The following is a 23,599-nucleotide window of genomic DNA, read 5'->3' on the forward strand; positions in this document are numbered from 1 at the left end:
ACACAATATGGTGAGGAGAGAGAAAAGTGAAAAAGAGGAATATCTTATTAATCCCAGCTTTATCATTGTTTCTGATTAGCACTCCAGCATCCGCAGATACGACTTCAGATCCGTATAATGTAAGGGTAAAGGGAATTGACTATTCGTTTACATCTGCTGTATGGGAGCGTTATGGGATGAGTGGACGTGATGATACAGTGGAAGCCGTTGTCTCTATCGATACGGATGAGAATGTACCTATCGGTTACATGGGCGGACAAGCATTTCTGTATGATGATAATGGAACTCTGAAAACAGCAAGTAGTATGGAGTACAATACCTCCAAACTTGCAGGCTGGATTGGGTATTCCCCACGTATAATAACTCCTGGAAGATATTATGCCCAAAGCAGAGCTGAGTTCTATAATGGGAATGGATATACCAAAGTGACAGGATATAAATCTCCTAAACAAGAACTAAAAAAGTCTTCTTTTGCAAAAGAAACTGAAACCTCGCCAATTATCGAGGAATTGCTATCGCTGGATGAATACGATGTAAACGACAACGGCGAAACCTATGGTTCTGGATTGTCTGAAAAGTCAGTAGGCGAATTCCCAGATTTGATTTCTGCCGTCGGTACAAATGGGGAAGAAGGATACGTACGAGTAGAGGATTTAACACCAGAAGTTACCACGCCTAAAGAAGCGCTTGAGCAGAATCACGATAAGGGCAATGTTCAAATTATCCCGCTTTATGCTGTTGATGGAGAAACTCAAATTGGAGAATTTGAATTGATCTCCAATCATGAGGCAGTCGAGGACAAAGAATAAGAAACGTGCTTCCAACATAGCCTTGTTTCAAGTATGACACAGAAGGATTGATAAGATGGAGATTCCGTCCTATCTCCTTCTGTTTTTTTGCATCCAAAATATATAAGAGGGGAGAGATGAATATCAATGTAAAACAAATGCATAAGGATACCAAAAAGACGACACAGCTTAGATGATCTCAAAAAACCGCCCTAAACAATGACAAACAAAAAAAGAGCCAGAACTTCATGGCTCTTTTTGTTATTTGCATTTACCTTAGAGATAACCGATTATCGAATCATTACGTTAGCATCTTCCATTTCAACTGAAAGATCAAAAGCATCTACGAGCGCACGAATTGGAGCCATCAAGATACCATCTTTATTGATTCGGATAGGGACATACGCATCGACTTTCTTATCATTTGAAAGAATCGTTGTACTACCATCTTCGTAAATAAGAGTTTGACTCTTGTTTTTAACGACGAGGGTTTTTCCGTTTTTCTCTGTTGTACCCCCAAGTGCTTTTGCAATTTGCTCGATAGGGAAGAGGGCAATAGAGTTATCAACAATCGGCTTAGAAACTAATTTGATTTCCTTGCCTTTGATAAACACAGACTTAATTCCTTTAATCTCCACAAGGTCAGCCAATTCTACCTGCTCTCCACTACGTGTATCCAATGCACGAACGCCTACATTCGTTTCACTAAACATTGTAGCAAATTCTCCGAAAGGCATTGCTTTACCTGGATCTGTGACCAGTATAATTTTCCCATTAATCAATGCGAGGGATTTCCCTTTATCTTCAACAAATTTACCTTTTGCTTGAACAGAAATCATGTGCAGAGCGTCTTTTGCTTTTGCATATGTCACCGTTTTATTCTCTGCTATGGCAATACCTGTATCATAGAAGTATGGTGACTCAGATGATTTGTCAAAAGTATATTGAACCGTGATTTGATCCACAATGGGTTGCTTTGTATTTTCTTGTTGTTGAATTTGTTCAACTGATTTTTGATTATAAGGATCAAATCCAGTGTAAGTGCTTTTTGAAGAATTAAATGAAGTACCAGATTTAGGAGGCTCTGCTGTCCCACAAAATGCCATTTCCATTTTATCAGGAGATTGTTTCTCCGTTTTCATCAACTTCCCATTCTTATAATGCTCCAATATTTTGTAGCATTTTCCACCCTCTGTGCGATATTGAATTTCGGTGCGATCATAAGGTGATGCTGGGGGAGGGGGAGTTCCTCCTTTTCCACCATTTTGATATGCCTCTTTATCAAAGTCATCAGGAAGATTATCATACTCATAATTCGGAGGTGGATCCAAAAAATCATTGAGATTATTAGGTGGATTATTCCAATCGATATAATCACTCGGCCCTTTTGGTAAAATATTTTTGGATATCTCCAATTTTGATGCGAGTTCTGTCCTTGCAGCTCCTTCTGGCAACAATTTGATGAGGCTATTAGCGACACCAAAGTCATTAAAACTCTTTGTTTCGTAAATAAGATCAACCACTTGTGTAGCAAAGTAAGTTGTTACTTCTAATTTCTCAACATCATCAGATAAACGATTGATTTCAGCAAGTATTTTTTCTGCAAAATCTTTTTTGTCGTTGACGTAATCAATTTTTGGATAATCCTCCAATGTTGGTAATTGAAGATACGTATCAATAGTTTCCTTCAATGTCTCTTTCGAAAATTCTTCCTTCGTTGCTTCTAAGGCGTCCTCAATCGCTTTACGTTGCTGTTCATAGGTTAACTCTTGTTTACCCTCTGATACCGTCTCAGCGTATGCCGTAGAGGACAAGACACTGACGGGGATGCTGGATAGCATCACAGCCGTCAGTAGGGAAGGAACCCACTTCTTTGTCCATCTCTTCACTGAAAAACCTCCTTTCTTGTTCGGTTTACAACTTCATTGAACCAAATGTAGCCAGCTTGCCGCGTTTTGATTCTGGAGTCAGATCCATGCAGATATGCCCGATGAATTCTTCCTCTTTTCCCGCTTCAATTAGATGGGTAAGACCGTTATTAAATTTATTGAGATTTCGGTCATCGATTTGTTCAATATCACCAGTAACGATCAGTTTGGAGCTGTCATTCATACGAGTAACTAAGCTCTTAATCATATGGTTTGTAGTATTTTGTGCTTCATCCAGCATCACAATCTTTTCATCAACAGACATCCCCCGAATATTTGCAAGAGGGTAGAAGCGAAGATGATCTGTTAAAAGGAGTTCTTCCACCTTCTGATCAACAGAGCGTCGTTGCTTGGGATTCTTATATAGCTCCTTTTTGTAGAGGTACTCAATCGAAGAGTATAGTGGTTGAAGATGCGGCTTCAATTTATCTCCTACGTCTCCCGGATAAAATCCAAGTTCCTCACGCTTATCTACAGCAATCGTTGATTTTGTGTACATGAATTGATTAAAGAGATTTGCTTGCACACTTCCGAGAGCGTAATCAACAGCCATTAAGCTCTTTCCTTTACCGGACGTGCCTGTTGCCGTGACGCATGTGATTGATTTATCCAGCATCAAGTACAGCAGCATTTGTTGCTCCAAATTTAATGGTGTTAGCTTGAGTTTGAGTCCACCTGTATCCAACATTTTAAAGTCGAGCGGGAGGATTCGATCCTTTTTGAAAATGCCAATACCTCTGTGCTCAGGATTTTCGTTGCTTTCAAGAATGACAAATTCATTCGGATACAAATCATACTCATTCTCTAAACGCTTCGAATATAGTTGTTCTATTTTCCCTGGATTGACAACTTGCTTTCGATATCCTTTGTATAACTCCTGAACTTTGACTCTATCCGCATGATATTCTTCGACCATTACAAAATCTCTGGCAATGACACGCATCATGCGATCTCTGGTAATGAGGATCGATTTATTGTTTTTTGCACAGGCGATGATTTTGTAATCGTTTTTGTTCATCATGAGTGCTTTCTTAATATCTTCATCATGAATGTCGTAACTGGTTCGGATTTTCGTTTTTCCAAGCATGACTCCGTTTCGCAGCGGAGCCTTTTGGGAGAGTTGATCCAGTATTTCGGCTACTTTGCGAGCATAGTAACCTCGTTCGGAATCTTCCTCTTTGAGATTATTAATTTCTTCATAAACGACACTCGGGATGATCACTTCATTGTCTTCAAAGTTATAAAGACTATCTACATCGTAAATAAGAACGCTGGTATCAAGAGTGAACTTTTTCATCAAGGGCAAATCTCCTCTCATTTTTGGATTTAGAAGCAGGTTAATGGATTATACGCACTTATCTTCTCATTGATAAAAAAAGGGAGATATACATTATTGGTAGTACCGTGTTCGAGCAATTTCATAGATTCGAGGTTCATTTTGTGAGTAGGAGACTTTTAGTTCTAAATGAGCTTTTACTTTCATAGATTTATGAAAAGAGTAGGGAAGTATTTTTTCGATGCCTGTATAAGATCATTCCTTAATAAAATTTGTTAGTATCATTATTCAAATCCATTAGATAAAACCATAGAGTTAGTGCTATTCGTTAATACCTTTCTATGAGACTGTTTTGACACCAAAAATCCTTGATATGACAGGGTTCTGGAGATGGCAACAAATTGGAAAAAGAAAGAGAAGATCGGAATCCAACTGATAAGACTGTTTATCCCTAACCACAAACATATTATCAAGAGGGCTGGATTGGTAATTCACGATCATCTAATTGTTATTCATCGCCATAATTTTTTTATCCACAAGTAGAAATGGTTTATCCGATGTAAAAATAACGTTATCCACAGCTTTTGCTTTAAAAAATCCATATATAGGAAGTAGGTACGTGAATAAATATACAGAAGACAATAGATTTCAGTTAGTTTCATACGAAAATATGGAGTCTGGACAAAGAAAGGGAGGAGTGGAGTTTAAAGGGAGGGGATAAAAAACACGCAAAATAACGGTCGCTCCATTATAGTGAAGCCACCGTTGAATCAGAGGTGTCGATTTAAGGAAAATAGACATAGCAAAAAAGCCTCAAGCGTGGAAGGTGTTTATGTTATATAGCCCAATTCGCATTATGCAGCTCCTTTTCCGCTTGCTGGGTCATATAGATTTTTATTTTCTTTTGAATCTCGTAAAAAGGGGACTCAGGTAAGGTGAGTATCCTCTGACGATTTTTAACAAACCAGTTAGGATTCTGTGTAAATCGAATCAACCAGCAACGTTGCATGTGAAGAAGTTTCTCCCAAACGACTTCTCGCTGTAGACTTGCTTCTTCAATGATCTGCTCGTTGATGGTAGAAATCTCACCATCTTTAAATAGATGTTGTTCGGCATACCGCTTCTTTTGTGTGAGCGCATCAAGCTCCATTGACATTTGCACAGCATAAGTAAGCTCAGCCGATTCCATGACTGCGCGAAAATAGGCGCTAATTTCATCAAGCTCATTCTTCTCATCGGTAATAAGGTATTCCGATTCATCCTTATAGATCAGATGAAAAAAAGCTTGTGAGCGCATTTTGTTCTTTTGAATATTGTACAACGCCGTATCAAAAATCTCGGTTGCATATTCATAACCAAATTTAGCATAGTAGTCTTCCATGACTTTTGCTAATTGCCATTGAGCTTTTCGAGATATGAAGTCACAGCAAAAACGATGCTTTTTAAGCTGTTTGAAAACCCACAGCTCTGCACCTTCCGAATAGATTTCTCCCATATCTAACCACTGCTGTTGAACGCCGATCACTTGATAGTTTTCTTGATATACCTTCATTTTAAGGTACTTGGATGCTTTTTCTAAAATCACAAGAGCTTCTTTGCGAGTACGAATATTAAGCAAGCCCTCTGAACCATATAGATCTTTAACGTGTCCCCATTTCCAATTACCAGGGATATAAACAAGCTCTTTCCCAACATAGTGAAGAACAAAGCGCTGCACATTTCTTTCCTCGCCTAAGAACTCCTCGCATGTAAAAAATTCAAAATGCTTGGAGTAAAGCTCGTCTACAGTTGTTTCCTCTTTTTCCTGTACGAATACATAACGATTGAAAAATAGTTTTCCATAATCGTCATAATGAACAATACCTTCAAAAATTAACTTTTGGAGAAGGGTACGAATACGATAGGTAGAAGTTCCCATTCTTTTTGCAATTTCAGAATGAGAAAGAGGGATTTCGCCACCATAAGCACAAATAGTGCCGAGCAATAATTTGAGCTTAAATAGTAAACGAGTATCATTGTGTAGAGTTCGGGCATCGAAAAGGTCAGGATGATGCTTCATATCACTGGATTCCTTTCTAACCCAACCATAAAAAGGTATGACAAAATAGAGGTTTTGGCTTCCACTTTTAATAAAAACGTGATAAAATCAAATCACGAAAATTAAACATGGTTATACCAAAACCCTTCCGCTTCTTTTCTATCAAGTGCCAGTCGCCAAACTATTCACTTGATAGAAGCCTGGTTGGGTTTTTTTATTTCTATCGGTTTCTTTATGTATTAGAGACATTATAGCAATGAATATTTGATAGTGTAAGACGGCTGTCAAGTGCGCCGTTTTTGTAAAATGTGCCAAAGTCCTATGATTTACGGACATTTCATTGCTACATTGCAGTGCGTGATTTTTGTAAAAAGGCTGAGAAGCCGGATGTGACAAGGATTTTTAAGTATTCATACTTTTTGAAAATAAATTTAATCGAACGTAGTGCGGAACTTTTGTAAAATCTAATTGCAGGTGCGCAATATTTGTAAAATGATCTCTCTAAGTGCGCCATTTTTGTAAAACTCACTTTGCAGGTGCGTCACTTTTGTAAAAAGAACCTGAATGAGAGCAGTTGACCTTCTATGGTCTGATGTATCAGGTGCATGAGTTTTGTAAAAAGATGCTTTTTGGTGCGTTAGATTTGTAAAAGAACAATATACAGTGCGCTACTTTTGTAAATAAATGCTGTTGAGGTGCGTCATTTTTGTAAAAAGATATTGCTTGTCGGTAAAACAGAATACAAGCATACACAAGGACATTTCAAAGAAAGTAATAGATTACAAGGCATGCTCATTTCGTTTTCTTGTCTATAAAGGATTTTAACCCACCTTGTACACTATAGTCAATTTTTTAAATAACGGTTTTAGTGCGTGATTTTTGTAAAAAGGGAGGGAAGTGTTCTTTCAGAGACTAAGTGCGTCATTTTTGTAAAAAGAGGGGTTACGAAGGAAACAAGTTTTTCAATTTGCGTGTAATGGTGCGTCATTTTTGTAAAAAGACGATTAATTAGGTTGAGAACAATACTTTTTACATTTCTACAGTGCGTCTTTTATGTAAAAAGTGATAGCAAGAATACCGAAGTAATCGGCAACGGCTAACAAGTAAGGATACAGAGAATCGAGGCGTGGAATCAAACAGAGTGCGTCTTTTATGTAAAAAGTCGCTTTTTTAAATAAAAAAGAAGGATAGCTTTTAACTATCCTTCAAGCAATTGCAGTGAAGCAGCTGAGAAAAAATCTTCTTTTTCGTCGTCTGTGATCGGATGGAGTTCAATGTCAAATCCATTTCCATTTCGTTTGTAATTGCCAACGAGAACGTGTAGATCCTTGAATTCTTGAAGAGATGTCTGGATAGTCTTCAAGTTGGATTCAAGGCGCTTTGATCGAAACCGGATTCTGTCATGAAAATAATTGTAGTCAAAGAATCTACGCGGTTCACGCCCTTGTAAATATGCATCCATTCGTTCCTTTTGGAAAGCATAAACCAGTAATCGAGATATCGGATTTTCTAATCGCTTGATTAAGTGACTGTAAATTTGTACGGTTTGTTTGTCAATGTACTGTTGTTGCAAGAAATCGGAAAAGGTGATTTCAGCGTATACTCTTCCAGTTGCAGGGTCTTTAATGATGTCAACTGATTGGAAGAAGTTGAACAAGAATTCACGGTACGCTTCTTTGTTTTGATTAAGTACTCGTCCTTCAATTGAAAATTGCCCGATTTTCATCAAACGTTTTTTAGCAAGATCGTAAGCCTTATTACTCTCCGATTTATACACCTCTCGGACAATATCCCTCAAATCAATAGCGATTTTCTTTTCTTTGTAGAAACGTTCGCCCCTGGAATCTAAAGTGATCTGGAGAATCGACGAATCTTTCTCGTCAAGAAGGGTCATTTTGTCTAAAACAATCTCATCGCTTTCATCAGGCTGGAGGATTGAAATAATAAGCTTATCGTTACTGAGTTTGTACTGATCGTATAAAACCGTTTTTTTTGATTCAGGATTGACCATCAAATTCCCTTGAGTCACTTTATGAGAAACGTCAAAGACGGAGGATACCTCAATCATTTGGTTGGCACGTTCAGTGATCCATTTACTCGGACTATCTTTTAGAAAATCACTGACGATATAAATGATGTCAGTTTCAAAGGCTTTTTCCAATTGGTACTGTTTTTTGGTTTCCAAATAAGGGTAGTCTGCTAAATTAGAACTTTTGTTAGTTGCCCAAGCTTCTATCTCGCTTAGGCGGATATCAATTAACTCAGAAGGATCTTCTGTAGAAAAAAGTTCTTTAATGTTTTCATTTCCTTGTTTTCGTTCCAGCAACCTCTCAAGAATCTTCATTTCATCATGAATAGGTGTGTGCTTATTTTTATCCAGGTCACTCTTCAAGGCGTTATACCAATTTTTCTTCGTTAATTGTCTTCTTCGATGATACGTATTCTTTATTTCGCTAAAATCAACGATATCATCTTCAAAAAACACCGTTGAAACTAAGGTTTTGATGTAGTCTTCCAACAAGACGCTTGCATTTTCTTCTTCATCTTTATAGAGATATTTAATCATTTGAGATTTTATTTGATCGCCAATACTATCCATGATTTCGGAAAGGACGACTCTCGGTATGTCTTGCATATGTACACCTCCCTCATTGAAATATGCAAGTCAATACTGTTTCTACTATAACACAAATCAAAAAACGTGAGGAGTAGGAGGGGAGAGGAGGATTCGAAATCGATTAGCATTTATGCGTGCAAAAATACTTAAATAATTACATGTATAATTGCATGTATTTTTACAAGTATAAAAACAGGAGCTATTTGAGCTATGCTGGAATTATAGAAAGATTTGAGTAGGCTCAAGACAAAGTATAGACAATCACTTTTTTGCTACATAATCTTTTTTGATTTCAATGAAAAAGACACCCAATAGAGGGTGTCTTCCTTCATCCATTATTATTGAAAATTCGTGTTGCCTACTTCATCAAGAAACGATTCGATTTGTTCAATTTCTTCTTCTCCGTCGAATCGCTTCCCCAAAATGGTTACACTGTTGGCAAAAAGACTGATGAATTTTTTGTAATGATTGGCGTCAGTAACACAATAACGAGTGTCATCAAATGCTCCAGAGCGATCAGGATTGGTCAACTCAGCTCCACATATAGGGCAGTTCCGTCGATTGAAGGTTTTACCCGACAAAGAATGATTCCATTTTGACTCTTTACTCATTGGCAAGGAGTGGATCGGTTTCTTCGGTGTTGTCAATTTGGATGTTGTACCTCATTGTTTCCAGAACGTTTGCCTCAATTTCTTTGCGAATCCGGTCATTCTCTGCTAAGAATTGTTTTGAATTTTCACGTCCTTGACCAAGACGTTCATTATTGTAAGAGTACCATGCTCCTGCTTTCTCAATGATTCCGCGATCTACACCGAGATCAATGAGTTCACCATTACGGTCAATTCCCTTGCCGTACATGATATCTACATCAACTTGTTTAAATGGGGGAGACACTTTGTTTTTTACGACTTTAATTTTTGCTTTAGACCCAATAATGTCGTTTCCCATTTTTATCGCTTCACCTTTTCGAACGTCCAAACGAACGGAAGCGTAGAATTTCAGCGCACGACCACCAGGAGTAACTTCTGGGTTCCCAAACATCACGCCAACCTTTTCGCGGAGTTGGTTGATGAAGATGGCAATTACTTTTGAGCGGTTAATTGCACCAGAGAGTTTTCTCATTGCTTGAGACATCAAACGTGCTTGTAGTCCAACGTGAGAATCGCCCATGTCACCTTCAATTTCTGCCTTTGGAACTAAAGCGGCTACAGAGTCAAGCACAAGAATGTCAACAGCATCGCTTCGAACAAGGGCTTCAGCAATCTCTAACGCCATTTCACCCGTATCAGGTTGAGAGAGGAGGAGTTCTTCTACATTAACGCCAAGTTTAGCTGCATAAATAGGATCTAACGCATGCTCAACGTCAATAAAAGCGGCTTGTCCACCAGCTTTTTGAACTTCTGCAATAGCATGAAGAGCAACAGTGGTTTTACCCGCCGATTCAGGTCCGTAAATTTCAATAATACGACCCTTTGGATAACCACCGATTCCAATCGCTTCATCGAGATAGAGAGAGCCTGAAGAAGAGGATTCAACTCGCATGTTTGTTTTCTCCCCAAGCTTCATAATGGAACCTTTACCAAATTGTTTTTCGATTTGACGCAATGCAGATTCGAGTGCCGCTTTTTTATCTTTACTCAATTCAAATCATCTCCTGAATAGTAGTTGTTATGAATAATTGATGAATGATGTCGTATAAATTACCGAATTTAATTCAGAATAAGCTGTCCTACAAGCGCCATTCTCTCGGGTTTCAGCATAGTTTTTGATTACAATCCCCACTCAAAGCGCTTTTGTTGTTTAACTTCTTTAGGTGTATGATCGAGCCATTCGTCAGAAACAAAATAACTTTTCATTAAACCGTCTTGCTCTGCTGTTGTGCCGAGAACCCAATAACCATCAGGACGCTTGGGTGACCCTTCTTTCCATAAGGTTCGATTTATTTCGAGTTGCCCTTCACTGAGAGATTGACCAGGAAGTTTTGTCGTAACAACGGTTCCAGCAAATACAAGCACATTTCCTTGATCATCTTTTTCAACGATATCAACTTTAATATGCTTAAAATTGTATTTCTTGCTTTGTAATTGCTTTTCAGTAATCATTTTAGATTACCCTCCTATATGATCTTATGAGTCTGACGGTTCCAGAAAGGGATATTATAATCCCCATTCTGTTTCTTTTGCTTTTATGATTTCTTTAGGTGTATTTTTAAGCCACTCATCAGATACAAAATAGCATGTCAAAAGACCATCTTTCTCAACAGAACCAGCGCTTAGATATCCTTTTGGTCGTTTAGAAGAGGAAGGATCCCACAGCGTTTTGTTGATTTCCATCATACCTTCGCTCATTGCTTGTCCTGGAAGTTTTGTTTTGACGACACTTGCAGAAAAAACAAGAACGTTTTCATCGTTATCTTTTTCAATGACTTTCACATCGATATGTTTGAAACTGTATTTCTTTCCGAAAAGCTGTTCTTTTGTAATCATAGATTTTCATCTCCCATTTTTATTGAATATTATATGTGTACTTTATGTTATACACGTAAACCGTTCGTTTAATCGCTGCTAAGCAAGGATTCCCTTTACTTGAAGAAATATCAAACTGACTGCATGTGGTGCTGTTGAAACAGTAGTGGTTGCTTCGTGGTGTATCTGGTATTCACCATTTTTAAAAACACAACCTAATATTGCTCGATACGAAAGTTACATGAGTCCCTCGTTTTTCAGAGCTGTTGCGAAACAATAGGGGATATCATCCTGATGGTTTTCGTGCTTGTCATAAAAGTCTTTGGCTAAGCGTACAATTTTTTTCAAGGATACCCCGCAATCGATCAGAGCATATTGTATATTTTCATATATTTGCTCGAAGGTACTATCAGAAGGTTCGAAACCAAATGTTCGTATAAATAGATCGTACAGGCTTACCTCTTCTTCAATGACTTGTATACTCAGACACTCGGTTGTAACCGTTCGTGCGTTCTCCTGTAATTCGTTAAAAACTTCCATATCTCCAATGGCACTATTGACATCAAGGTGGGTATAGTTATGCTCGTCAACATCAATTTCAACCGCTAAAAGCGCCCTAATTTTCATGAGGATTCCTCCTATTAATCGATTGTAGACTTAAATATAGACTTCTCTTGGCTTCGACCCAAGGTACGGAGAAACTAATCCCTCTTTTTCCATGCGATCAACAATACGAGCACTGTTGATATAGCCAATTCTCAATCTTCTTTGCATCATGGTAACTGAGCATTGCTTTGTTTTTTTTACGATCTCAACAGCTTCTTGATACCGCTCTTCAAAATCCGAATACAAATCGCTGTTCATACTTGATTCCTCCTTAAAGTTTCAGTTGTGTGAAGTTAATTCACGCATGATTTTGAATCCTTTTTATAAGAGAGTTAACTGCCTGTTGTGTTCGTTTTTGCTGTTTAAGAATCGCACGAAATATCAATCGATTCATCCAGTTGTGCCTGTTCTCAGGACTATGTTCCTTACCATGGTTTACGATAGCATGAGTAGTAAATCCGACTCCTTGGAACATGACTCGTGATTGATTCATATCCATACACCTTCCTATTTATCAAATCGATTCTTTGTTAAGATCCATGTTTGATTCTTTGATATAACTCAAGAAATAGATGTTCTGATTGTTGCTGCCATCACAAATGGTTTGCCGTTCGGACCGTATTTCATTGCAGCAGCAACGTATTTCATATGCTCGTGGACTTTTTCGTTCATTTCGGACTTTGCGGGAATAATCGTTGTTGTGCAGTACATTGGCTGGCCTTCGGACTCAACATCTTGCCGCTCTTCCTGGAGATAAAATTGAGCAGTCATAGGCAGTTGCTCTCGCTTGCAAATCTCAATAATTTTCTTCATGAGAGGAGCAATTTCTTCGTCATAAACATTTTCTTTGTCGTACATGCTTTTTACCCTCCCATTTATCTAATCGAGTGTTGTGTGCAATGATTAACCTTTTTGCTGTTCCATTTTATCTATAACGTCAGATAGTTCTTTAGCATATGTGATAAAGGCGTTAGCAAAATCGCATTCTTCTTGTGTAATTTCCTCTTTATCCCTGATTTGTCGAACTAATGCCATTGCAGTATTAATCATTCCGTCGAATACATCCTGTTTTACAATCATACTTGGAGGAGTGCCTTCCGTAATATTCACTCCATACGAAACATCTGCATAATGAATGGAGTTTGAACCGTCACTGTATGCCAACGAATCAATGAAGGTTTCAAGTTTCTTTCGCTGCTTATCTGCGTCATCTGACTCCTTCCAACCTTCCTTGCTTCCGTCTGGTGCAACAAAAAAGGAGTGGAATCCATTTAAACGACTTTCTATAATCGGAGACACCAGCGACCCGAATAGCGCCAGAGCTGTACCATGAACGATTTCCAGTTGACTGATCGCGTATCGTGAGCCTGTCACAACAATAGCGTTATGTTTGATATCACCCACATTCAAACCTCCCATCTTACAAAGTGATTGTTAAATTTACTCAAACCTTGTCCAACTTAATAATGTTTTGCCAGTCATCGGGTAGTTGTGCAATTGTCATTTTTATACCAAGCGTTCTTTGCAATGTCGTTAAAGCTGACATTAAAGCCTCTTCTTCTAAAGGGTGCAACTCCTTTGAATCGAGGACAACAACAAAACCAACCATTTTGTCTCACCTATTTATTTAATCGATAGATTCGTTTAACAATTCATTCTACTCACCTATTAACATGTCGTCCTTAATCCGCCTGCCGTTATTTCCGTATACCCCTGCGGCCCATCTTGCCTTTTTTGTTGCGCTAAATGGTGCTCCAACCCGAATACACTCTTTTACAAACTCTTCTGCATCATCGTCATACGGCTTTCCATTGGAGTATAGATACCAATGTACTAACTCATGGAGTAGAAACTGCTTTATTTTCTCAGAACCCATTCTTTCATTAACTGACCTACTCATCCGAATGATCGGAATCTTACCAAGGATTACTTTTGCGCCAGTTCGCTTCCACCTGGCATCAACCAGCTCAATCTTTCCGGTGTATGGAATGTTCCAATGTATTTGAGCAAGCTCATTAGCTGTAGAGTACAGCTCGTCCAGTTCCAATCTTTCAGTCCTCCCATTTGAATAAATCGATTGATGTGTTAACTCAAGTCTGCATTATCGATCAATTTTTGCGCTTCCATCATCGCTTCTTCTTTAGTCTCATAGCTTGTTTGGTGCCAGAGCGAGTTATACCTGATATCCTTTTTCTCGTGATGCATGTAGTAATACCACTTGCTGTCAGTGTTTTGGTAAACAATCACTTCAAAATTCCTTCTTTTTCCGACCCAGTGCGGCTTACTACATCTATCGGATCGCTTTTCTGTAAACCTCACTTCATCACCCCATTTAACAAATCGATTGTTTTGTGATATCACTCAGAACGAATTGTCATTGCCATAAACGACGACCTTCTGTATATGATGTTTTTGCATTCAACATACTTAGTAGGGGAGTGGTCTTTAGGTAAGATATAACTGGTGCAAAGCATTTCACCGTTTTCTTCGGTTTCATCTTTTAGCTTGAAGGATGCAATCATCGGAATATCTTCCTCTTGGCAAATCTTCAAAATCTGAGAAATCAATGGAGCAATTTTTTCGTCATATACCCTTTCTTTATCGAAAAACTCTTTGTTATCCATTGAAGGCACTCCCATTTATCAAATCGATAGTTCGGAGAGAGTAGCAACAGCTGCTCTCTCAAAATTCGTGGATTCAAATTCTTCATGATTTATGACCAGTTGCATATTTCAACATTGTTGAAGTGTCGTTTTTATGAAGGGGAGTGGGGGAGAGATTGAACGTAATATCTATCCGTGCCAATAGTTATTCACGCACCTTCCCATAACGACAGTGTTGTTAAGCCACCATTCTTAATGCAACTTGACATATTGCTATTTGAGCTGTTCCTGCGAACACCTCAATCTTAGGACTGAGTGGATCATTATCTACATATGCAAGGAACCGCATATCCTCTGGTGAGTTTGGGGACTGAGGGACAACTGCAATGAATAGCTTTTCCACGACCATCCATGCATCTGCTATGTTTTTGAGTGGGTTCCAGTCAGAAGATGCTTTCCAGAAGTGATTTTCTACATCGATAAAGTAATCGCCGACATCAAAGAGATTTACTCTATCCATCCACTTTGTAAGTTCTTTCTGCCGAGTTGTCTCTTCATCCGTGCCCGTGTAATCAACATGGATAAACTCCCATCCCATCACCTCTGTTGCAAGCACTTTAATGATTTGCTGCTCGGTCATTGGTGCTCTTTCTCCGCAAGTCGAACAGTAAGCGCCGCCTTCATCCATATCTGTGAAACGAACCCCTTCGCAGTCTGGACAATCTATTCGATCATTCTTCATGAATTCTCATCCTTTCCTGAATTACCATATTGCTAAATTTTCTTGCCCCCATGACGCTGTGGGCGAGATGCGTTATAAGTCATCTTCTCCACGATTGCTTGCTCCAGATCGATTCCGTACCAACCACATACATCCATGACGCGGATCACAATGTCTGCCATTTCTGATGGGATACCGCATGGCTTCCAATCAGCAGTAAGTTGGTTTTCGCCAAACACAATTCCTAACTCGTCCTTCTTTTCGTACCAAACTTCTGTTGGTTTCTTATTGGCTCGATAATCTTCCAGAGCCTCGGAAGCCTCTGAGTGTATCAGCGCGATGCTTTCTCCAAATGAACGTTCCTTGTCCCACCATCCTTTTGACACCGCGTTTCCGTGTGCTTCTTGCACAAGTTCGTTTATAGATTTCATCGGATATGCCTCCAAAGCTAAAATGGTTAATCAGTCTTCAAACTCCGCAATAAAAGTCTGTGCTTCCTTGTCATGAGGATTCCTTGCAGATGCACCATAAGCACAACATTTGTGAACGGAAGTTTTGCGCGCAACAGAGAAAACCAAGTCGTCACCGTCTTTTCCGCCACAATACCAACATCCGAAACCTTTTTGGATCGCCTCATCAATCAAACGTGCCACGCCCTTCACTCCTAAACTCTCTGAAAAATGCGAAACAAATTGAGTTTTAACGTTCTTTGCTGGATTATGATTTACTCTTTACTATGCACTTTTGATACTTTCTTTCGTTTGAGTGCCTTTTAAGATCGCGCATAATTTACGATTCCTCGTTTGTAAAGTGACTGGCAATGTTCAGATGCCTTCCAGAAAAATCTTTTCTGAGACTCGACATGTTTCGAAAACATACCATAATGCTTTGCACGAAGTTTCGCGTGTTGAATCCGATTTTCTAATTGCTCACTTGGTTCAGCTATTTTTTCATGGGCATAGAGCCAATCTGCTTCAAGAGTCCATTCTTCTTTTTTGAAATCAAGAACCGCCTGAATTTCACCGAAGTAGTTATACCACAAGTTGCACTCAATCATGAGTTCATGTGTTTCAGCAATGTCGTTGTCATGAACGCGGAAGTAACGTTTTAAAGCTTCTCGAAAACCTCGCAAATCCAGTCCCCAGCCTTCTTCAAGCAAATATCCATGAACAACTTTGGCGAGTGCTTCAAAAGATAAATCCTCGTATTTCTTTTTCCTCTTCAACATCGTCACCACCAATTCGTTTAGCTAACTGTAGAGAAGGGGCGTTGTTGGTTTGTAGGTGTTGACTTGGTTTGAGAATCGTATGTGGCTTTGCAGTGATAGTGCGCTCTTTCTAAGAACTTCACTTTCGCCTCCAATTCTTCATGGAAGGATTTCAAGGTATTCCGTTTCTTTCGAGCATTCACAACCTTTGGATCTTTGTTTGATAAGCGATCACCATTGGCGACCTTTTTATCATCTGCTTCAATAGATGCGAGTGATTTCACTTCGTTCTTTTCAGCCTCCGCATCGAGGTAAAGCTTTTGAATTAGGTTTGCTATGCTGGAGAAGTATTCCGCCCATGTATTTAGTTCTTTGGCTAAATTCCAAGCTTTTTGTAAATCCGTTTCATTTAGATTGGAATATGCCACCAAGGTTTCTTCGTACCCTTTAAAATTCAGTTGTATGCCATCTTTTTTGACATATTCGCTTGCCCAATGAGCCAACAACTGAAAGTAACTGAGTTCCTTACCATCAGTAGTTGTCAGTGGATGCAAAGGAGGTTTTGCCATCCGATTCACTCCTTTCTCGTAACATATAATTCATTCTATCACCACGGATGACTATAGTCAACGCGAAAAAGGTAAAAAATAATTTACTATTTCTTAGTCCGATGCGGTTGGAGTGTTGCCATTATTTGCAAAGAAACCGGAATACATAGAATAGGGTATTGTTTGAAATTTCAATGCTTCAAATTGATAAAAAGGAGGGATGAATTCAATATGAATCAAAACAAAGAAACTGGGGTTAAGAGGATGTTGTTTTCTATGTTATCGCTTTATTCTACGATTATTTACGCTGTAGCTCTTACGGTTGTCTTGTATTTGATCAGGGCTTGTACAAATCTTGATATGAAAATGGATTCGGTGTTCGGGGCATTCGTGTTTGTTTCTGTCGTAACGATTCTAAATCCACTCACATTTCTCATCGATATTTTCTTTTCGATCATAAGTGAGATGGTATCGTTTTTACCAAAAACGTTTTTTTTGTTCACAAGTAAACTCGTAGAATGTTTGTTCTTAATTTGGGTGATTAGTAAAGTGGATATGGCAATCGATGCTGTACAATTTTCTTTGTATGCTCAAATCGTTTTTGCCTTTGCTGTTCACTTTTTAACATCATTGATGACAGGACAAAAAGATCTGACATCACATCAGACCAAAGATCATGAGAATAATCAAGACTGAAAAAAGAGCCAAAAAGGAAAATCCTTTGGCTCTTTTCATTTACCTTCGCTATGGTTTTAATCAGGAAAGGGGAGAGGTTTCATTATTCGTTTTCATAAAGAGCTTTTAAACGCTCATATTCTTGTCGTTCCTGTTCTTTAACGCGCTTTTCCTGTTCTTGCAAATAACGTTCTGACTCACGACGTTTCTCTTCTTCAAACTTGGAAATATCCTCTTCGGTAATAATTCCTTTTTCATGTAATTCTTTGCGCAAATAGGTGTGTTCAAGTACATATCTCCTTGCCAGTGTGTCGTTATACACAATGATTTCTTTATCGTCAGAACAGCCATCCTGTTCAAATACAAAGATGCCTTTATCACTTGTCACAATGGTAATTGCATCGGCAAACTGTGCCATATGTGTGAAAGCAATTGTTTTTCCTATGAGTTCTTCTTCTTTTGATATGAAATACATAATTATCTCTTCCTTTCAAGTAGGGGGAGTAGGGCAAAGATTTCTTACGTGGATGAAGTTAAGATGCAGATCGAAGATTATCATCGTTGACAACGAACTGTACCGTTACCTTGTTGTTCCAAACATTTAATTCAGGATAGCCAATGGCTTTAACGACAGATGGTTCACCCATTTTTCGATACTGTTCAGACATACTCCACATGACGAGATCCAAATCTCCACTTTTAAGTTTTACATGTTGTTTCATATCACCCATGAAGAACTGTTTCTCAACCTTAAAATTATTGATTGCAAGAACGGGTTTTGGAAAGGCTTCTCCAAATGGTTCAAGTTCTTTGAGATTCTCCACAACATCAACAGTTAGTTCGTTTGGTTCAAATACAAGCTCGATTCGATGGATTTTTTCGAAATCTTCTTCTGTAAGAACTGCCTCAGCAAGTTTATTCATTTCTTCTTCAAATGGGTTTAAATTTTCTTCTTCCAGAGAAAGACCGCAGGCTTTCGCGTGACCACCATATCCTTTCAGAAGATACTTGATTTTATCCATCGCTTGTTTCAAGTGAAACCCATCAATTCCACGTCCCGAACCTTTAATAAAGCCATGTTCTTTCGTAAAGACGTAAACAGGTCTGTTATATCTCTCTTTAAGACGACCAGCTATAAGTCCAACAATACCTTCATGAAAGTCTGGATGATAGACAACGTTTATGTATCGAAGTCCTTTTCCACCTGGGTTACGCAATCCAGTTGATTCATCAAGTTCACCTTCAATCATGGCTATGGCAATATCAGTTTGCTCAACCGTCATTTGCTTTCGTCTTTCGTTGACTTCTCGCAGGTATCGAACAGTATCCTCGATTTTTTGGTCATCATCTTCGAAAAACATTTCGATAGCTCGGCGTGGATCACCATCTAAACGTCCGATTGCATTCACCATAGGAGCATAAATCATCCCAATCGTGTAATGCGCATTGATGACTTTTACTTCTGTAACGCTACGGAAAATGCGGAAAACAGACCGTTCTTCTGCCGAAATCTTTTCTAAGCCTTTAGCGACAATGATACGATTCTCATCGATTAGTGGTACAACGTCAGCAACCGTTGAGAGAGCTACAATGTCCAAGGTTTTGTATACAGTTTCAAGTTCAAGCCCCATATTCCAATACAGAAGTAGCATGAGTTTAAAGGCTACACCAGCTCCGCACAAACCTTTAAAAGGGTATTCACAATCGAGTCGTTTTGGATTAACAACAGCATCAGCGAGAGGGATCGTCTCCCCTTGATCGTGGTGATCAGTAACAACGACTTTCAAGCCTTTTTCTTTCGCGTAATCAACACCAGCAAAGGCAGAAATCCCATTGTCGACCGTAACAACGAGTTTTGTTTCAGGATACATCGCAAGCATGTCGTCAACACCAGTGGGGCACATTCCATATCCATGTACAAAACGATTGTTTGTGAAAAAGGAAACCTTTGCTCCTGCTTCTTTGAGAAGCATGGTCATAGTTGCGGTACTTCCTACACCATCACAGTCATAATCACCATATACGGTTATATGTTCTCCATTTCGAATTGAATCTTCAATGATAGTAACAGCGAGTTCCGCATCTTTCATTTTTCTGGGATCATGCAAGTCTTTGATGCCACCATACATAAATTTCTCAATGTCTTCTGGTGTATGAATGCCTCTACTGGCAAGTATTTTTAGCGAAGTGTCATTGATTCCCGATAGTGCGGGATGTGTTTTCAAATGAGCGATGTCAATGGGTCGTTTTCTAAACCACTTGACCGTATTGACCATAGTATCCCTCCTGACGTATATTGACTATAGTATATATTATAAGATAAAGACGAATTTATGTAAAATATGTTTTACCCAATACAAAAAGAATGATTGCTATCCGCAAATCATTCCTTTCCCTTCGTTTATATAGATTATTGAAGAAGACTTTTTAGTCCTGTAGAGAAGTTGCCTGTACTAATCAAGACTGCAATGAGAATCATTAGAAATGTTACGAGTATTTCACCAATGCCACCCGTTTTAAGAGAAGCCAGTCGATAATGCTTTTTGCTCAAAGGAAAGAGAAGCGGAACACCGCTTTTAGTAAGGCTATCCAAGAAAATATGACTCAGGGCACCAATCATGCAACCTGCTAATAGAGTGAGACAAAACAATAGAGCGATGCCATCTAAGAAGTAATGGGTAGCAAGTGCGCATAACGTTGTGAGAGCAACAGTAATAAAAGGTGCGTGAGTCGCTCCTCGATGCCCCATTGTGGCATTCGCTAAGAAAGAGAGAACTGGTAGTCGTCTTCCGAGGTAGCTACCACGATGGTCAATATCAGGCAAAAGTGAACCAAAAACAGATCCAGCGATGAATAAGCCTGAAATCATGATAGGTGAAAGTTGCTGGTGCTCAATAATCGGTAGATGCTGAATAATGTACTGGTTGGCGGCGATACCGAAAGTTAAACCACCAACAACGTGAGCAGGATACTTCAATGAGGAACCCCCTTTACCGTAAGTTTTCATACACTATATGCAAAAGGGATTCGAGTTATAGAGAGGGTAGAACAGTCAGACAAAATTGAGTGCAAAGCAGATATATTTCATCATGAACGATATATAAGATGAAAAATAAAATAGAGGGGAGAGGGGAGTCTTGTTTTTTATTGGATTAACAGCGTGCATGATTGCCTGGATTGCAGGAGGAGTATTTCTGTATAAAGGGGATTACCTATTAGGAGGAAGTATAGTCGGGTTTGGAATTCTTTTGTTTATAGGAATGGTCATTTATTATCAAAGATCGATAAAGAAGAATAAAACAAACAATGTGGTTTGTGATTGTTTACCCATTGATATTCCTAAGCCCGATTGTGATTTTATTCCTGACTGCGACAAGTCACCTGATTGCGATTGCAGTCCAGATTGTTCTACGTGAGGTGATTCCATGTGAAAATAGATTTGAATTGGATTCCCTGTCATCGACGTCCTGATCGCTCGTTTTACTTAGGTGGCAAAAAGATGCCATTGTGTGCAAGATGTGCATCAATTTTAGCTGGATATACACTCGCACCGATTCTTGTAGGGTTTCATGTCATGACATCTTATTATTTGATCGGATTCCTTTTGTTGCCGATGTTGATCGATGGATTTACGCAATTATGGAAGTGGAGGACAAGTAATAATGCGCTTCGTTTTCTAACGGGGTTGAGTTTTGGGGTCAGTCAAGCTCTATTAATTTCAAATGTGGTATGGCTATTACTCGATACTCCCAGGTGAATCGAGTGAAGAAAACGGGAGACATAAATTAGAGAAAGAGGAACGAAAAAAGTAAGATTCCAAGTGTGAATAGACAAAAAAAGAGGCTTTGCTTTTAGCAAGCCTCTTTTTATATAGACAAATACAAGTGTTAGAACAACATCGTTTTGATATAGTAAGCGACAATAATACCCATTGCAAGCATGAGCAAATCAGCTACTACTTCAATGACGATGTTTTGGACGAAATTCTTTTGCTTAAACTTTACCAACAACCCTCTCATTGAAGTCACCACCTTTTAGAAGTATTCAGCGTATAAGGCTCAAACCTTTCGCCAATTTTTTTATAAATCTTACTGTAGTCGTTGTTGAATTCCTGTTTTAGTTCTTCTACAGCATGGGAATTAATTGTATTTCGAGATAGTTTGGGTTCCTTTTTGCTGATTTCTTTTTCTTTTTCTTCCACATGTTGCTCAACATACGTTTTAATCATTTGTTCATACTCTTTTTTTGAGAATGTTTCTTTTGTATTTTTGTGGAAGTATTCTTTTCCAGTTGATTTAATAGCTTGACGTTTCATCGAGTTATCGACGACTTCTAAATGAAGCACATCAACGAATACAGAGGAGTCTCGACCAATCTTAAATGGCTTGACCCATGCGTTCTCTCTGAGTTTGAATAGCTTATCAATCGGTTCACCGAGCACATGACTTACCTTCAATACAAAGTCAACACCTGGCTTCATAGCGTTGCGGATGACGGCGTTTATATTCTGTCTGGAGATACCTGTTAGCTTTGCCAGATCAGAAATGAGCAACCCCTTTTCTTTTAGCACTTGTGGTAGGAGCATCTCAACCACAATTTCATCATCTTCTATGATATACAAGCCCTTTTCTTTCAATTCTTCTAAATTCGCAATCTTTTGCTTTCCGTTCGTTTTCAGTTCTGCGAAGTAATCGTTTTGTTCTCTCATGTTTTTCCATCCTCCAGATGCGTTAAAAATCATATATAGAATACCGTTTTGGTAATATCGTTTAGATACAAGTAGAATTGGTAGTCTTAGACCTACATACAAGCTACCACGCATTATTGAATGTGTCAAGTATTTTTTACCAAACTAATTCCAATAAATTGGCAAAAAAAAGAAGCCTAACAATTTAGGCTTGTACAGAAGAATCAGATTCGTTTTTAGGGTTGTTGAAATAGGAAGTAAAGAGTGAATCCAAGAACAAAAAAAATCGTTCTTCGAATTATCTTTTGTTTGCTGAGTATCTTTTTTGATAAAGATATGAGTTGTATAGATTTTTCAAGCATTTTGATAGATTCCTCCTCAAACCATTTCTTATAAAACTTATCACTTTTTCTCTTTAGTGTCAATTTTATTTTACAATTTAAGATTGCCATTCAGTAATAAAAACGCATGGGTTCATGCGTTTTTATAAGAGGTGGGGGATGAGGTTTTTGTAGATCTCCTCATGAATGGATTCAATGCTACGCATAACAATAGATTCTGTGCATGCGATACGTGTCCATCCATAGTGATTCGCAATCTCAGAGGCGTTATCGTAACATTTTCGCAAATACTCGAAATTGGATTCGTGTATATCTTTGCTTTCGCTATTGTCAATTTTGTTTAGACGATTCCTCATCAACTCAAAGGAGACATCAACAGGCACATCCAGTAAGAATACTTGATCGGGAATAGGAAGTTGGCATTTGATATATTCCAGATCATACAACCAATCTAAATAAGCTTTTCGCTCCTTGGTGTCTTCGATCTTTACTGCTTGATGAATCATGTTTGACGTTGTATATCGGTCTGCCAAAATAATACCGCCAGATTCATAAAAATCTTTCCAGTCTGCATGAAATGAAGCACATCGATCTACAGCATAAAAAGTAGACGCCATATATGGATTAACTGATCCTGGATCTAAACCAAACGCACCCTTTAAATACATTTTGACTAAAGAGGACGATTCGCTCTTGTAATTAGGATAGTCAACTTTCCTTACTGTATAGCCTTCTTTTGATAGTCGGTCATGTAGTAGTTCTGTTTGTGTTGCTTTACCACTTCCATCAGACCGAGAGTCAATGACAAATACCTTTCCTTTTTTCACAATGATCCTCCTATGAGAAATAATAAAGGGTTGTCTTATAGTAAGACTTCCTGTCCTTTATTTTCTTGTTTATATTGTAGGGTAAGAAAAAATGAAATGATGAGACGTAAATTCAATATCATATTGCATATAGTCAATATACCATATTTTTTGTTTATAGTAAATTTGATTACCTGTAGGATGAGGTCAATAATTCAAATTGAATAATCAAGCTGTCTTTTCCTTATGATGTAAGAACATTTTTGAAACAAACATCGAGGGAAAGGAGAGGA

The 23,599-nt window shown here is 38.5% G+C and carries 30 protein-coding genes; 3 read left to right on the forward strand and 27 right to left on the reverse strand.

The genetic code is table 11. The features are described from left to right. Positions 1-26 precede the first annotated feature (26 nt). Entirely contained in the window at positions 27-809 is a 783-nt protein-coding gene (locus ACFVS2_RS21685; protein ID WP_390237558.1) for a peptidase, read from the forward strand. Between the two features lie 269 nt (positions 810-1,078). Here the strand turns inward: ACFVS2_RS21685 and ACFVS2_RS21690 are convergent, their stop codons facing one another. From ACFVS2_RS21690 to ACFVS2_RS21790, 21 genes are all read right to left on the reverse strand, one after another. Then, positions 1,079-2,677, reverse strand: coding sequence for a stalk domain-containing protein (locus tag ACFVS2_RS21690; RefSeq protein ID WP_390237561.1), 1,599 nt, complete (start codon positions 2,675-2,677; stop codon positions 1,079-1,081). 25 nt (positions 2,678-2,702) lie between these two features. Further along, positions 2,703-4,013, reverse strand: a complete 1,311-nt coding sequence (locus ACFVS2_RS21695; protein WP_390237563.1) for a PhoH family protein — start codon at positions 4,011-4,013, stop codon at positions 2,703-2,705. An 814-nt stretch (positions 4,014-4,827) separates the two neighbouring features. After that, positions 4,828-6,051 carry a hypothetical protein gene (locus tag ACFVS2_RS21700; protein WP_390237565.1) on the reverse strand — a complete coding sequence of 408 codons (1,224 nt, stop codon included), beginning with the start codon at positions 6,049-6,051 and terminating at the stop codon, positions 4,828-4,830. Between the two features lie 1,177 nt (positions 6,052-7,228). Further along, positions 7,229-8,665, reverse strand: coding sequence for a hypothetical protein (locus ACFVS2_RS21705; RefSeq protein ID WP_390237566.1), 1,437 nt, complete (start codon positions 8,663-8,665; stop codon positions 7,229-7,231). A gap of 320 nt (positions 8,666-8,985) precedes the next feature. Continuing rightward, a complete protein-coding gene (locus ACFVS2_RS21710; RefSeq protein ID WP_390237568.1) occupies positions 8,986-9,177 on the reverse strand; it encodes a hypothetical protein in 192 nt (63 codons plus the stop codon). 73 nt (positions 9,178-9,250) lie between these two features. Then, positions 9,251-10,288 carry a recombinase RecA gene (gene recA, locus ACFVS2_RS21715; RefSeq protein WP_390237571.1) on the reverse strand — a complete coding sequence of 346 codons (1,038 nt, stop codon included), beginning with the start codon at positions 10,286-10,288 and terminating at the stop codon, positions 9,251-9,253. 128 nt (positions 10,289-10,416) lie between these two features. Beyond that, a complete protein-coding gene (locus tag ACFVS2_RS21720; protein WP_390237573.1) occupies positions 10,417-10,749 on the reverse strand; it encodes a hypothetical protein in 333 nt (110 codons plus the stop codon). Positions 10,750-10,803: 54 nt separating this feature from the next. Next, a complete protein-coding gene (locus ACFVS2_RS21725; protein WP_390237575.1) occupies positions 10,804-11,133 on the reverse strand; it encodes a hypothetical protein in 330 nt (109 codons plus the stop codon). A 216-nt stretch (positions 11,134-11,349) separates the two neighbouring features. Continuing rightward, on the reverse strand, positions 11,350-11,739 hold the full coding sequence (locus tag ACFVS2_RS21730) for a hypothetical protein (RefSeq protein WP_390237577.1): 390 nt from the start codon (positions 11,737-11,739) through the stop codon (positions 11,350-11,352). A gap of 30 nt (positions 11,740-11,769) precedes the next feature. Beyond that, the gene (locus ACFVS2_RS21735) at positions 11,770-11,976 is read right to left on the reverse strand and encodes a DNA translocase FtsK (protein WP_390237579.1); all 207 of its coding nucleotides are present in this window, start codon (positions 11,974-11,976) and stop codon (positions 11,770-11,772) included. 303 nt (positions 11,977-12,279) lie between these two features. Further along, on the reverse strand, positions 12,280-12,576 hold the full coding sequence (locus tag ACFVS2_RS21740; RefSeq protein ID WP_390237582.1) for a hypothetical protein: 297 nt from the start codon (positions 12,574-12,576) through the stop codon (positions 12,280-12,282). Positions 12,577-12,621: 45 nt separating this feature from the next. Continuing rightward, complete coding sequence (locus ACFVS2_RS21745; protein WP_390237585.1) at positions 12,622-13,122, reverse strand: hypothetical protein; 501 nt, start codon at positions 13,120-13,122, stop codon at positions 12,622-12,624. A gap of 40 nt (positions 13,123-13,162) precedes the next feature. Then, positions 13,163-13,327: a hypothetical protein gene (locus tag ACFVS2_RS21750; RefSeq protein ID WP_390237587.1), complete on the reverse strand. Its 165-nt coding sequence runs from the start codon at positions 13,325-13,327 to the stop codon at positions 13,163-13,165. 48 nt (positions 13,328-13,375) lie between these two features. Further along, positions 13,376-13,765 (reverse strand): hypothetical protein, encoded by a 390-nt coding sequence (locus ACFVS2_RS21755; RefSeq protein ID WP_390237588.1) that lies wholly within the window; start codon positions 13,763-13,765, stop codon positions 13,376-13,378. 38 nt (positions 13,766-13,803) lie between these two features. Then, on the reverse strand, positions 13,804-13,965 hold the full coding sequence (locus tag ACFVS2_RS21760) for a hypothetical protein (protein WP_390237590.1): 162 nt from the start codon (positions 13,963-13,965) through the stop codon (positions 13,804-13,806). A 110-nt stretch (positions 13,966-14,075) separates the two neighbouring features. After that, positions 14,076-14,342: a hypothetical protein gene (locus ACFVS2_RS21765; RefSeq protein WP_390237592.1), complete on the reverse strand. Its 267-nt coding sequence runs from the start codon at positions 14,340-14,342 to the stop codon at positions 14,076-14,078. Positions 14,343-14,559: 217 nt separating this feature from the next. Next, a complete protein-coding gene (locus tag ACFVS2_RS21770; protein WP_390237594.1) occupies positions 14,560-15,063 on the reverse strand; it encodes a BC1872 family protein in 504 nt (167 codons plus the stop codon). Positions 15,064-15,095: 32 nt separating this feature from the next. Beyond that, positions 15,096-15,473, reverse strand: a complete 378-nt coding sequence (locus tag ACFVS2_RS21775; protein ID WP_390237597.1) for a nucleoside triphosphate pyrophosphohydrolase family protein — start codon at positions 15,471-15,473, stop codon at positions 15,096-15,098. Between the two features lie 30 nt (positions 15,474-15,503). Beyond that, positions 15,504-15,695 (reverse strand): hypothetical protein, encoded by a 192-nt coding sequence (locus ACFVS2_RS21780; RefSeq protein WP_390237600.1) that lies wholly within the window; start codon positions 15,693-15,695, stop codon positions 15,504-15,506. Between the two features lie 119 nt (positions 15,696-15,814). Continuing rightward, positions 15,815-16,270, reverse strand: coding sequence for a hypothetical protein (locus ACFVS2_RS21785; RefSeq protein ID WP_390237603.1), 456 nt, complete (start codon positions 16,268-16,270; stop codon positions 15,815-15,817). Positions 16,271-16,287: 17 nt separating this feature from the next. Continuing rightward, complete coding sequence (locus ACFVS2_RS21790; RefSeq protein ID WP_390237605.1) at positions 16,288-16,818, reverse strand: hypothetical protein; 531 nt, start codon at positions 16,816-16,818, stop codon at positions 16,288-16,290. A gap of 210 nt (positions 16,819-17,028) precedes the next feature. Between ACFVS2_RS21790 and ACFVS2_RS21795 the strand changes: the two genes are divergently transcribed. Beyond that, positions 17,029-17,493, forward strand: a complete 465-nt coding sequence (locus tag ACFVS2_RS21795) for a hypothetical protein (RefSeq protein WP_390237608.1) — start codon at positions 17,029-17,031, stop codon at positions 17,491-17,493. A gap of 82 nt (positions 17,494-17,575) precedes the next feature. Here the strand turns inward: ACFVS2_RS21795 and ACFVS2_RS21800 are convergent, their stop codons facing one another. The 3 genes from ACFVS2_RS21800 to ACFVS2_RS21810 form a co-directional block, all read right to left on the reverse strand. Next, positions 17,576-17,947, reverse strand: coding sequence for a hypothetical protein (locus ACFVS2_RS21800; RefSeq protein WP_390237610.1), 372 nt, complete (start codon positions 17,945-17,947; stop codon positions 17,576-17,578). Between the two features lie 58 nt (positions 17,948-18,005). Beyond that, on the reverse strand, positions 18,006-19,748 hold the full coding sequence (gene recJ / locus ACFVS2_RS21805) for a single-stranded-DNA-specific exonuclease RecJ (protein WP_390237613.1): 1,743 nt from the start codon (positions 19,746-19,748) through the stop codon (positions 18,006-18,008). A 134-nt stretch (positions 19,749-19,882) separates the two neighbouring features. Then, the gene (locus ACFVS2_RS21810; protein ID WP_390237616.1) at positions 19,883-20,449 is read right to left on the reverse strand and encodes a metal-dependent hydrolase; all 567 of its coding nucleotides are present in this window, start codon (positions 20,447-20,449) and stop codon (positions 19,883-19,885) included. A 450-nt stretch (positions 20,450-20,899) separates the two neighbouring features. On the opposite strand from ACFVS2_RS21810, the gene ACFVS2_RS21815 reads away from it, so the two are divergent. Next, a complete protein-coding gene (locus ACFVS2_RS21815; RefSeq protein ID WP_390237618.1) occupies positions 20,900-21,229 on the forward strand; it encodes a DUF2085 domain-containing protein in 330 nt (109 codons plus the stop codon). 130 nt (positions 21,230-21,359) lie between these two features. On the opposite strand, the gene ACFVS2_RS21820 is transcribed toward ACFVS2_RS21815, so the two are convergent. From ACFVS2_RS21820 to ACFVS2_RS21830, 3 genes are all read right to left on the reverse strand, one after another. After that, complete coding sequence (locus ACFVS2_RS21820) at positions 21,360-21,491, reverse strand: hypothetical protein (protein WP_390237620.1); 132 nt, start codon at positions 21,489-21,491, stop codon at positions 21,360-21,362. Between the two features lie 5 nt (positions 21,492-21,496). Further along, positions 21,497-22,180, reverse strand: a complete 684-nt coding sequence (locus ACFVS2_RS21825; protein ID WP_390237622.1) for a helix-turn-helix transcriptional regulator — start codon at positions 22,178-22,180, stop codon at positions 21,497-21,499. A gap of 463 nt (positions 22,181-22,643) precedes the next feature. After that, the gene (locus ACFVS2_RS21830; protein ID WP_390237624.1) at positions 22,644-23,327 is read right to left on the reverse strand and encodes a dTMP kinase; all 684 of its coding nucleotides are present in this window, start codon (positions 23,325-23,327) and stop codon (positions 22,644-22,646) included. Between the last annotated feature and the right edge of the window lie 272 nt (positions 23,328-23,599).

This window comes from Brevibacillus sp. NPDC058079 (assembly GCF_042885155.1).
Classification (GTDB): Bacteria; Bacillota; Bacilli; order Brevibacillales; family Brevibacillaceae; genus Brevibacillus.

What these genes read in the sequence shown, in the direction of transcription:
- recJ (WP_390237613.1), bottom strand. Translation starts at nt 19,748, where the DNA reads ATGGTCAATACGGTCAAGTGGTTTAGAAAACGACCCATTGACATCGCT.
- ACFVS2_RS21705 (WP_390237566.1), bottom strand. Translation starts at nt 8,665, where the DNA reads ATGCAAGACATACCGAGAGTCGTCCTTTCCGAAATCATGGATAGTATT.
- ACFVS2_RS21740 (WP_390237582.1), bottom strand. Translation starts at nt 12,576, where the DNA reads ATGTACGACAAAGAAAATGTTTATGACGAAGAAATTGCTCCTCTCATG.
- ACFVS2_RS21825 (WP_390237622.1), bottom strand. Translation starts at nt 22,180, where the DNA reads ATGAGAGAACAAAACGATTACTTCGCAGAACTGAAAACGAACGGAAAG.
- ACFVS2_RS21725 (WP_390237575.1), bottom strand. Translation starts at nt 11,133, where the DNA reads ATGATTACAAAAGAACAGCTTTTCGGAAAGAAATACAGTTTCAAACAT.
- ACFVS2_RS21750 (WP_390237587.1), bottom strand. Translation starts at nt 13,327, where the DNA reads ATGGTTGGTTTTGTTGTTGTCCTCGATTCAAAGGAGTTGCACCCTTTA.
- ACFVS2_RS21695 (WP_390237563.1), bottom strand. Translation starts at nt 4,013, where the DNA reads ATGAAAAAGTTCACTCTTGATACCAGCGTTCTTATTTACGATGTAGAT.
- ACFVS2_RS21820 (WP_390237620.1), bottom strand. Translation starts at nt 21,491, where the DNA reads ATGAGAGGGTTGTTGGTAAAGTTTAAGCAAAAGAATTTCGTCCAAAAC.
- ACFVS2_RS21790 (WP_390237605.1), bottom strand. Translation starts at nt 16,818, where the DNA reads ATGGCAAAACCTCCTTTGCATCCACTGACAACTACTGATGGTAAGGAA.
- ACFVS2_RS21765 (WP_390237592.1), bottom strand. Translation starts at nt 14,342, where the DNA reads ATGGATAACAAAGAGTTTTTCGATAAAGAAAGGGTATATGACGAAAAA.
- ACFVS2_RS21700 (WP_390237565.1), bottom strand. Translation starts at nt 6,051, where the DNA reads ATGAAGCATCATCCTGACCTTTTCGATGCCCGAACTCTACACAATGAT.
- ACFVS2_RS21800 (WP_390237610.1), bottom strand. Translation starts at nt 17,947, where the DNA reads ATGTATTTCATATCAAAAGAAGAAGAACTCATAGGAAAAACAATTGCT.
- ACFVS2_RS21720 (WP_390237573.1), bottom strand. Translation starts at nt 10,749, where the DNA reads ATGATTACTGAAAAGCAATTACAAAGCAAGAAATACAATTTTAAGCAT.
- ACFVS2_RS21795 (WP_390237608.1), top strand. Translation starts at nt 17,029, where the DNA reads ATGAATCAAAACAAAGAAACTGGGGTTAAGAGGATGTTGTTTTCTATG.
- ACFVS2_RS21785 (WP_390237603.1), bottom strand. Translation starts at nt 16,270, where the DNA reads ATGTTGAAGAGGAAAAAGAAATACGAGGATTTATCTTTTGAAGCACTC.
- ACFVS2_RS21730 (WP_390237577.1), bottom strand. Translation starts at nt 11,739, where the DNA reads ATGAAAATTAGGGCGCTTTTAGCGGTTGAAATTGATGTTGACGAGCAT.
- ACFVS2_RS21775 (WP_390237597.1), bottom strand. Translation starts at nt 15,473, where the DNA reads ATGAAATCTATAAACGAACTTGTGCAAGAAGCACACGGAAACGCGGTG.
- ACFVS2_RS21770 (WP_390237594.1), bottom strand. Translation starts at nt 15,063, where the DNA reads ATGAAGAATGATCGAATAGATTGTCCAGACTGCGAAGGGGTTCGTTTC.
- ACFVS2_RS21735 (WP_390237579.1), bottom strand. Translation starts at nt 11,976, where the DNA reads ATGAACAGCGATTTGTATTCGGATTTTGAAGAGCGGTATCAAGAAGCT.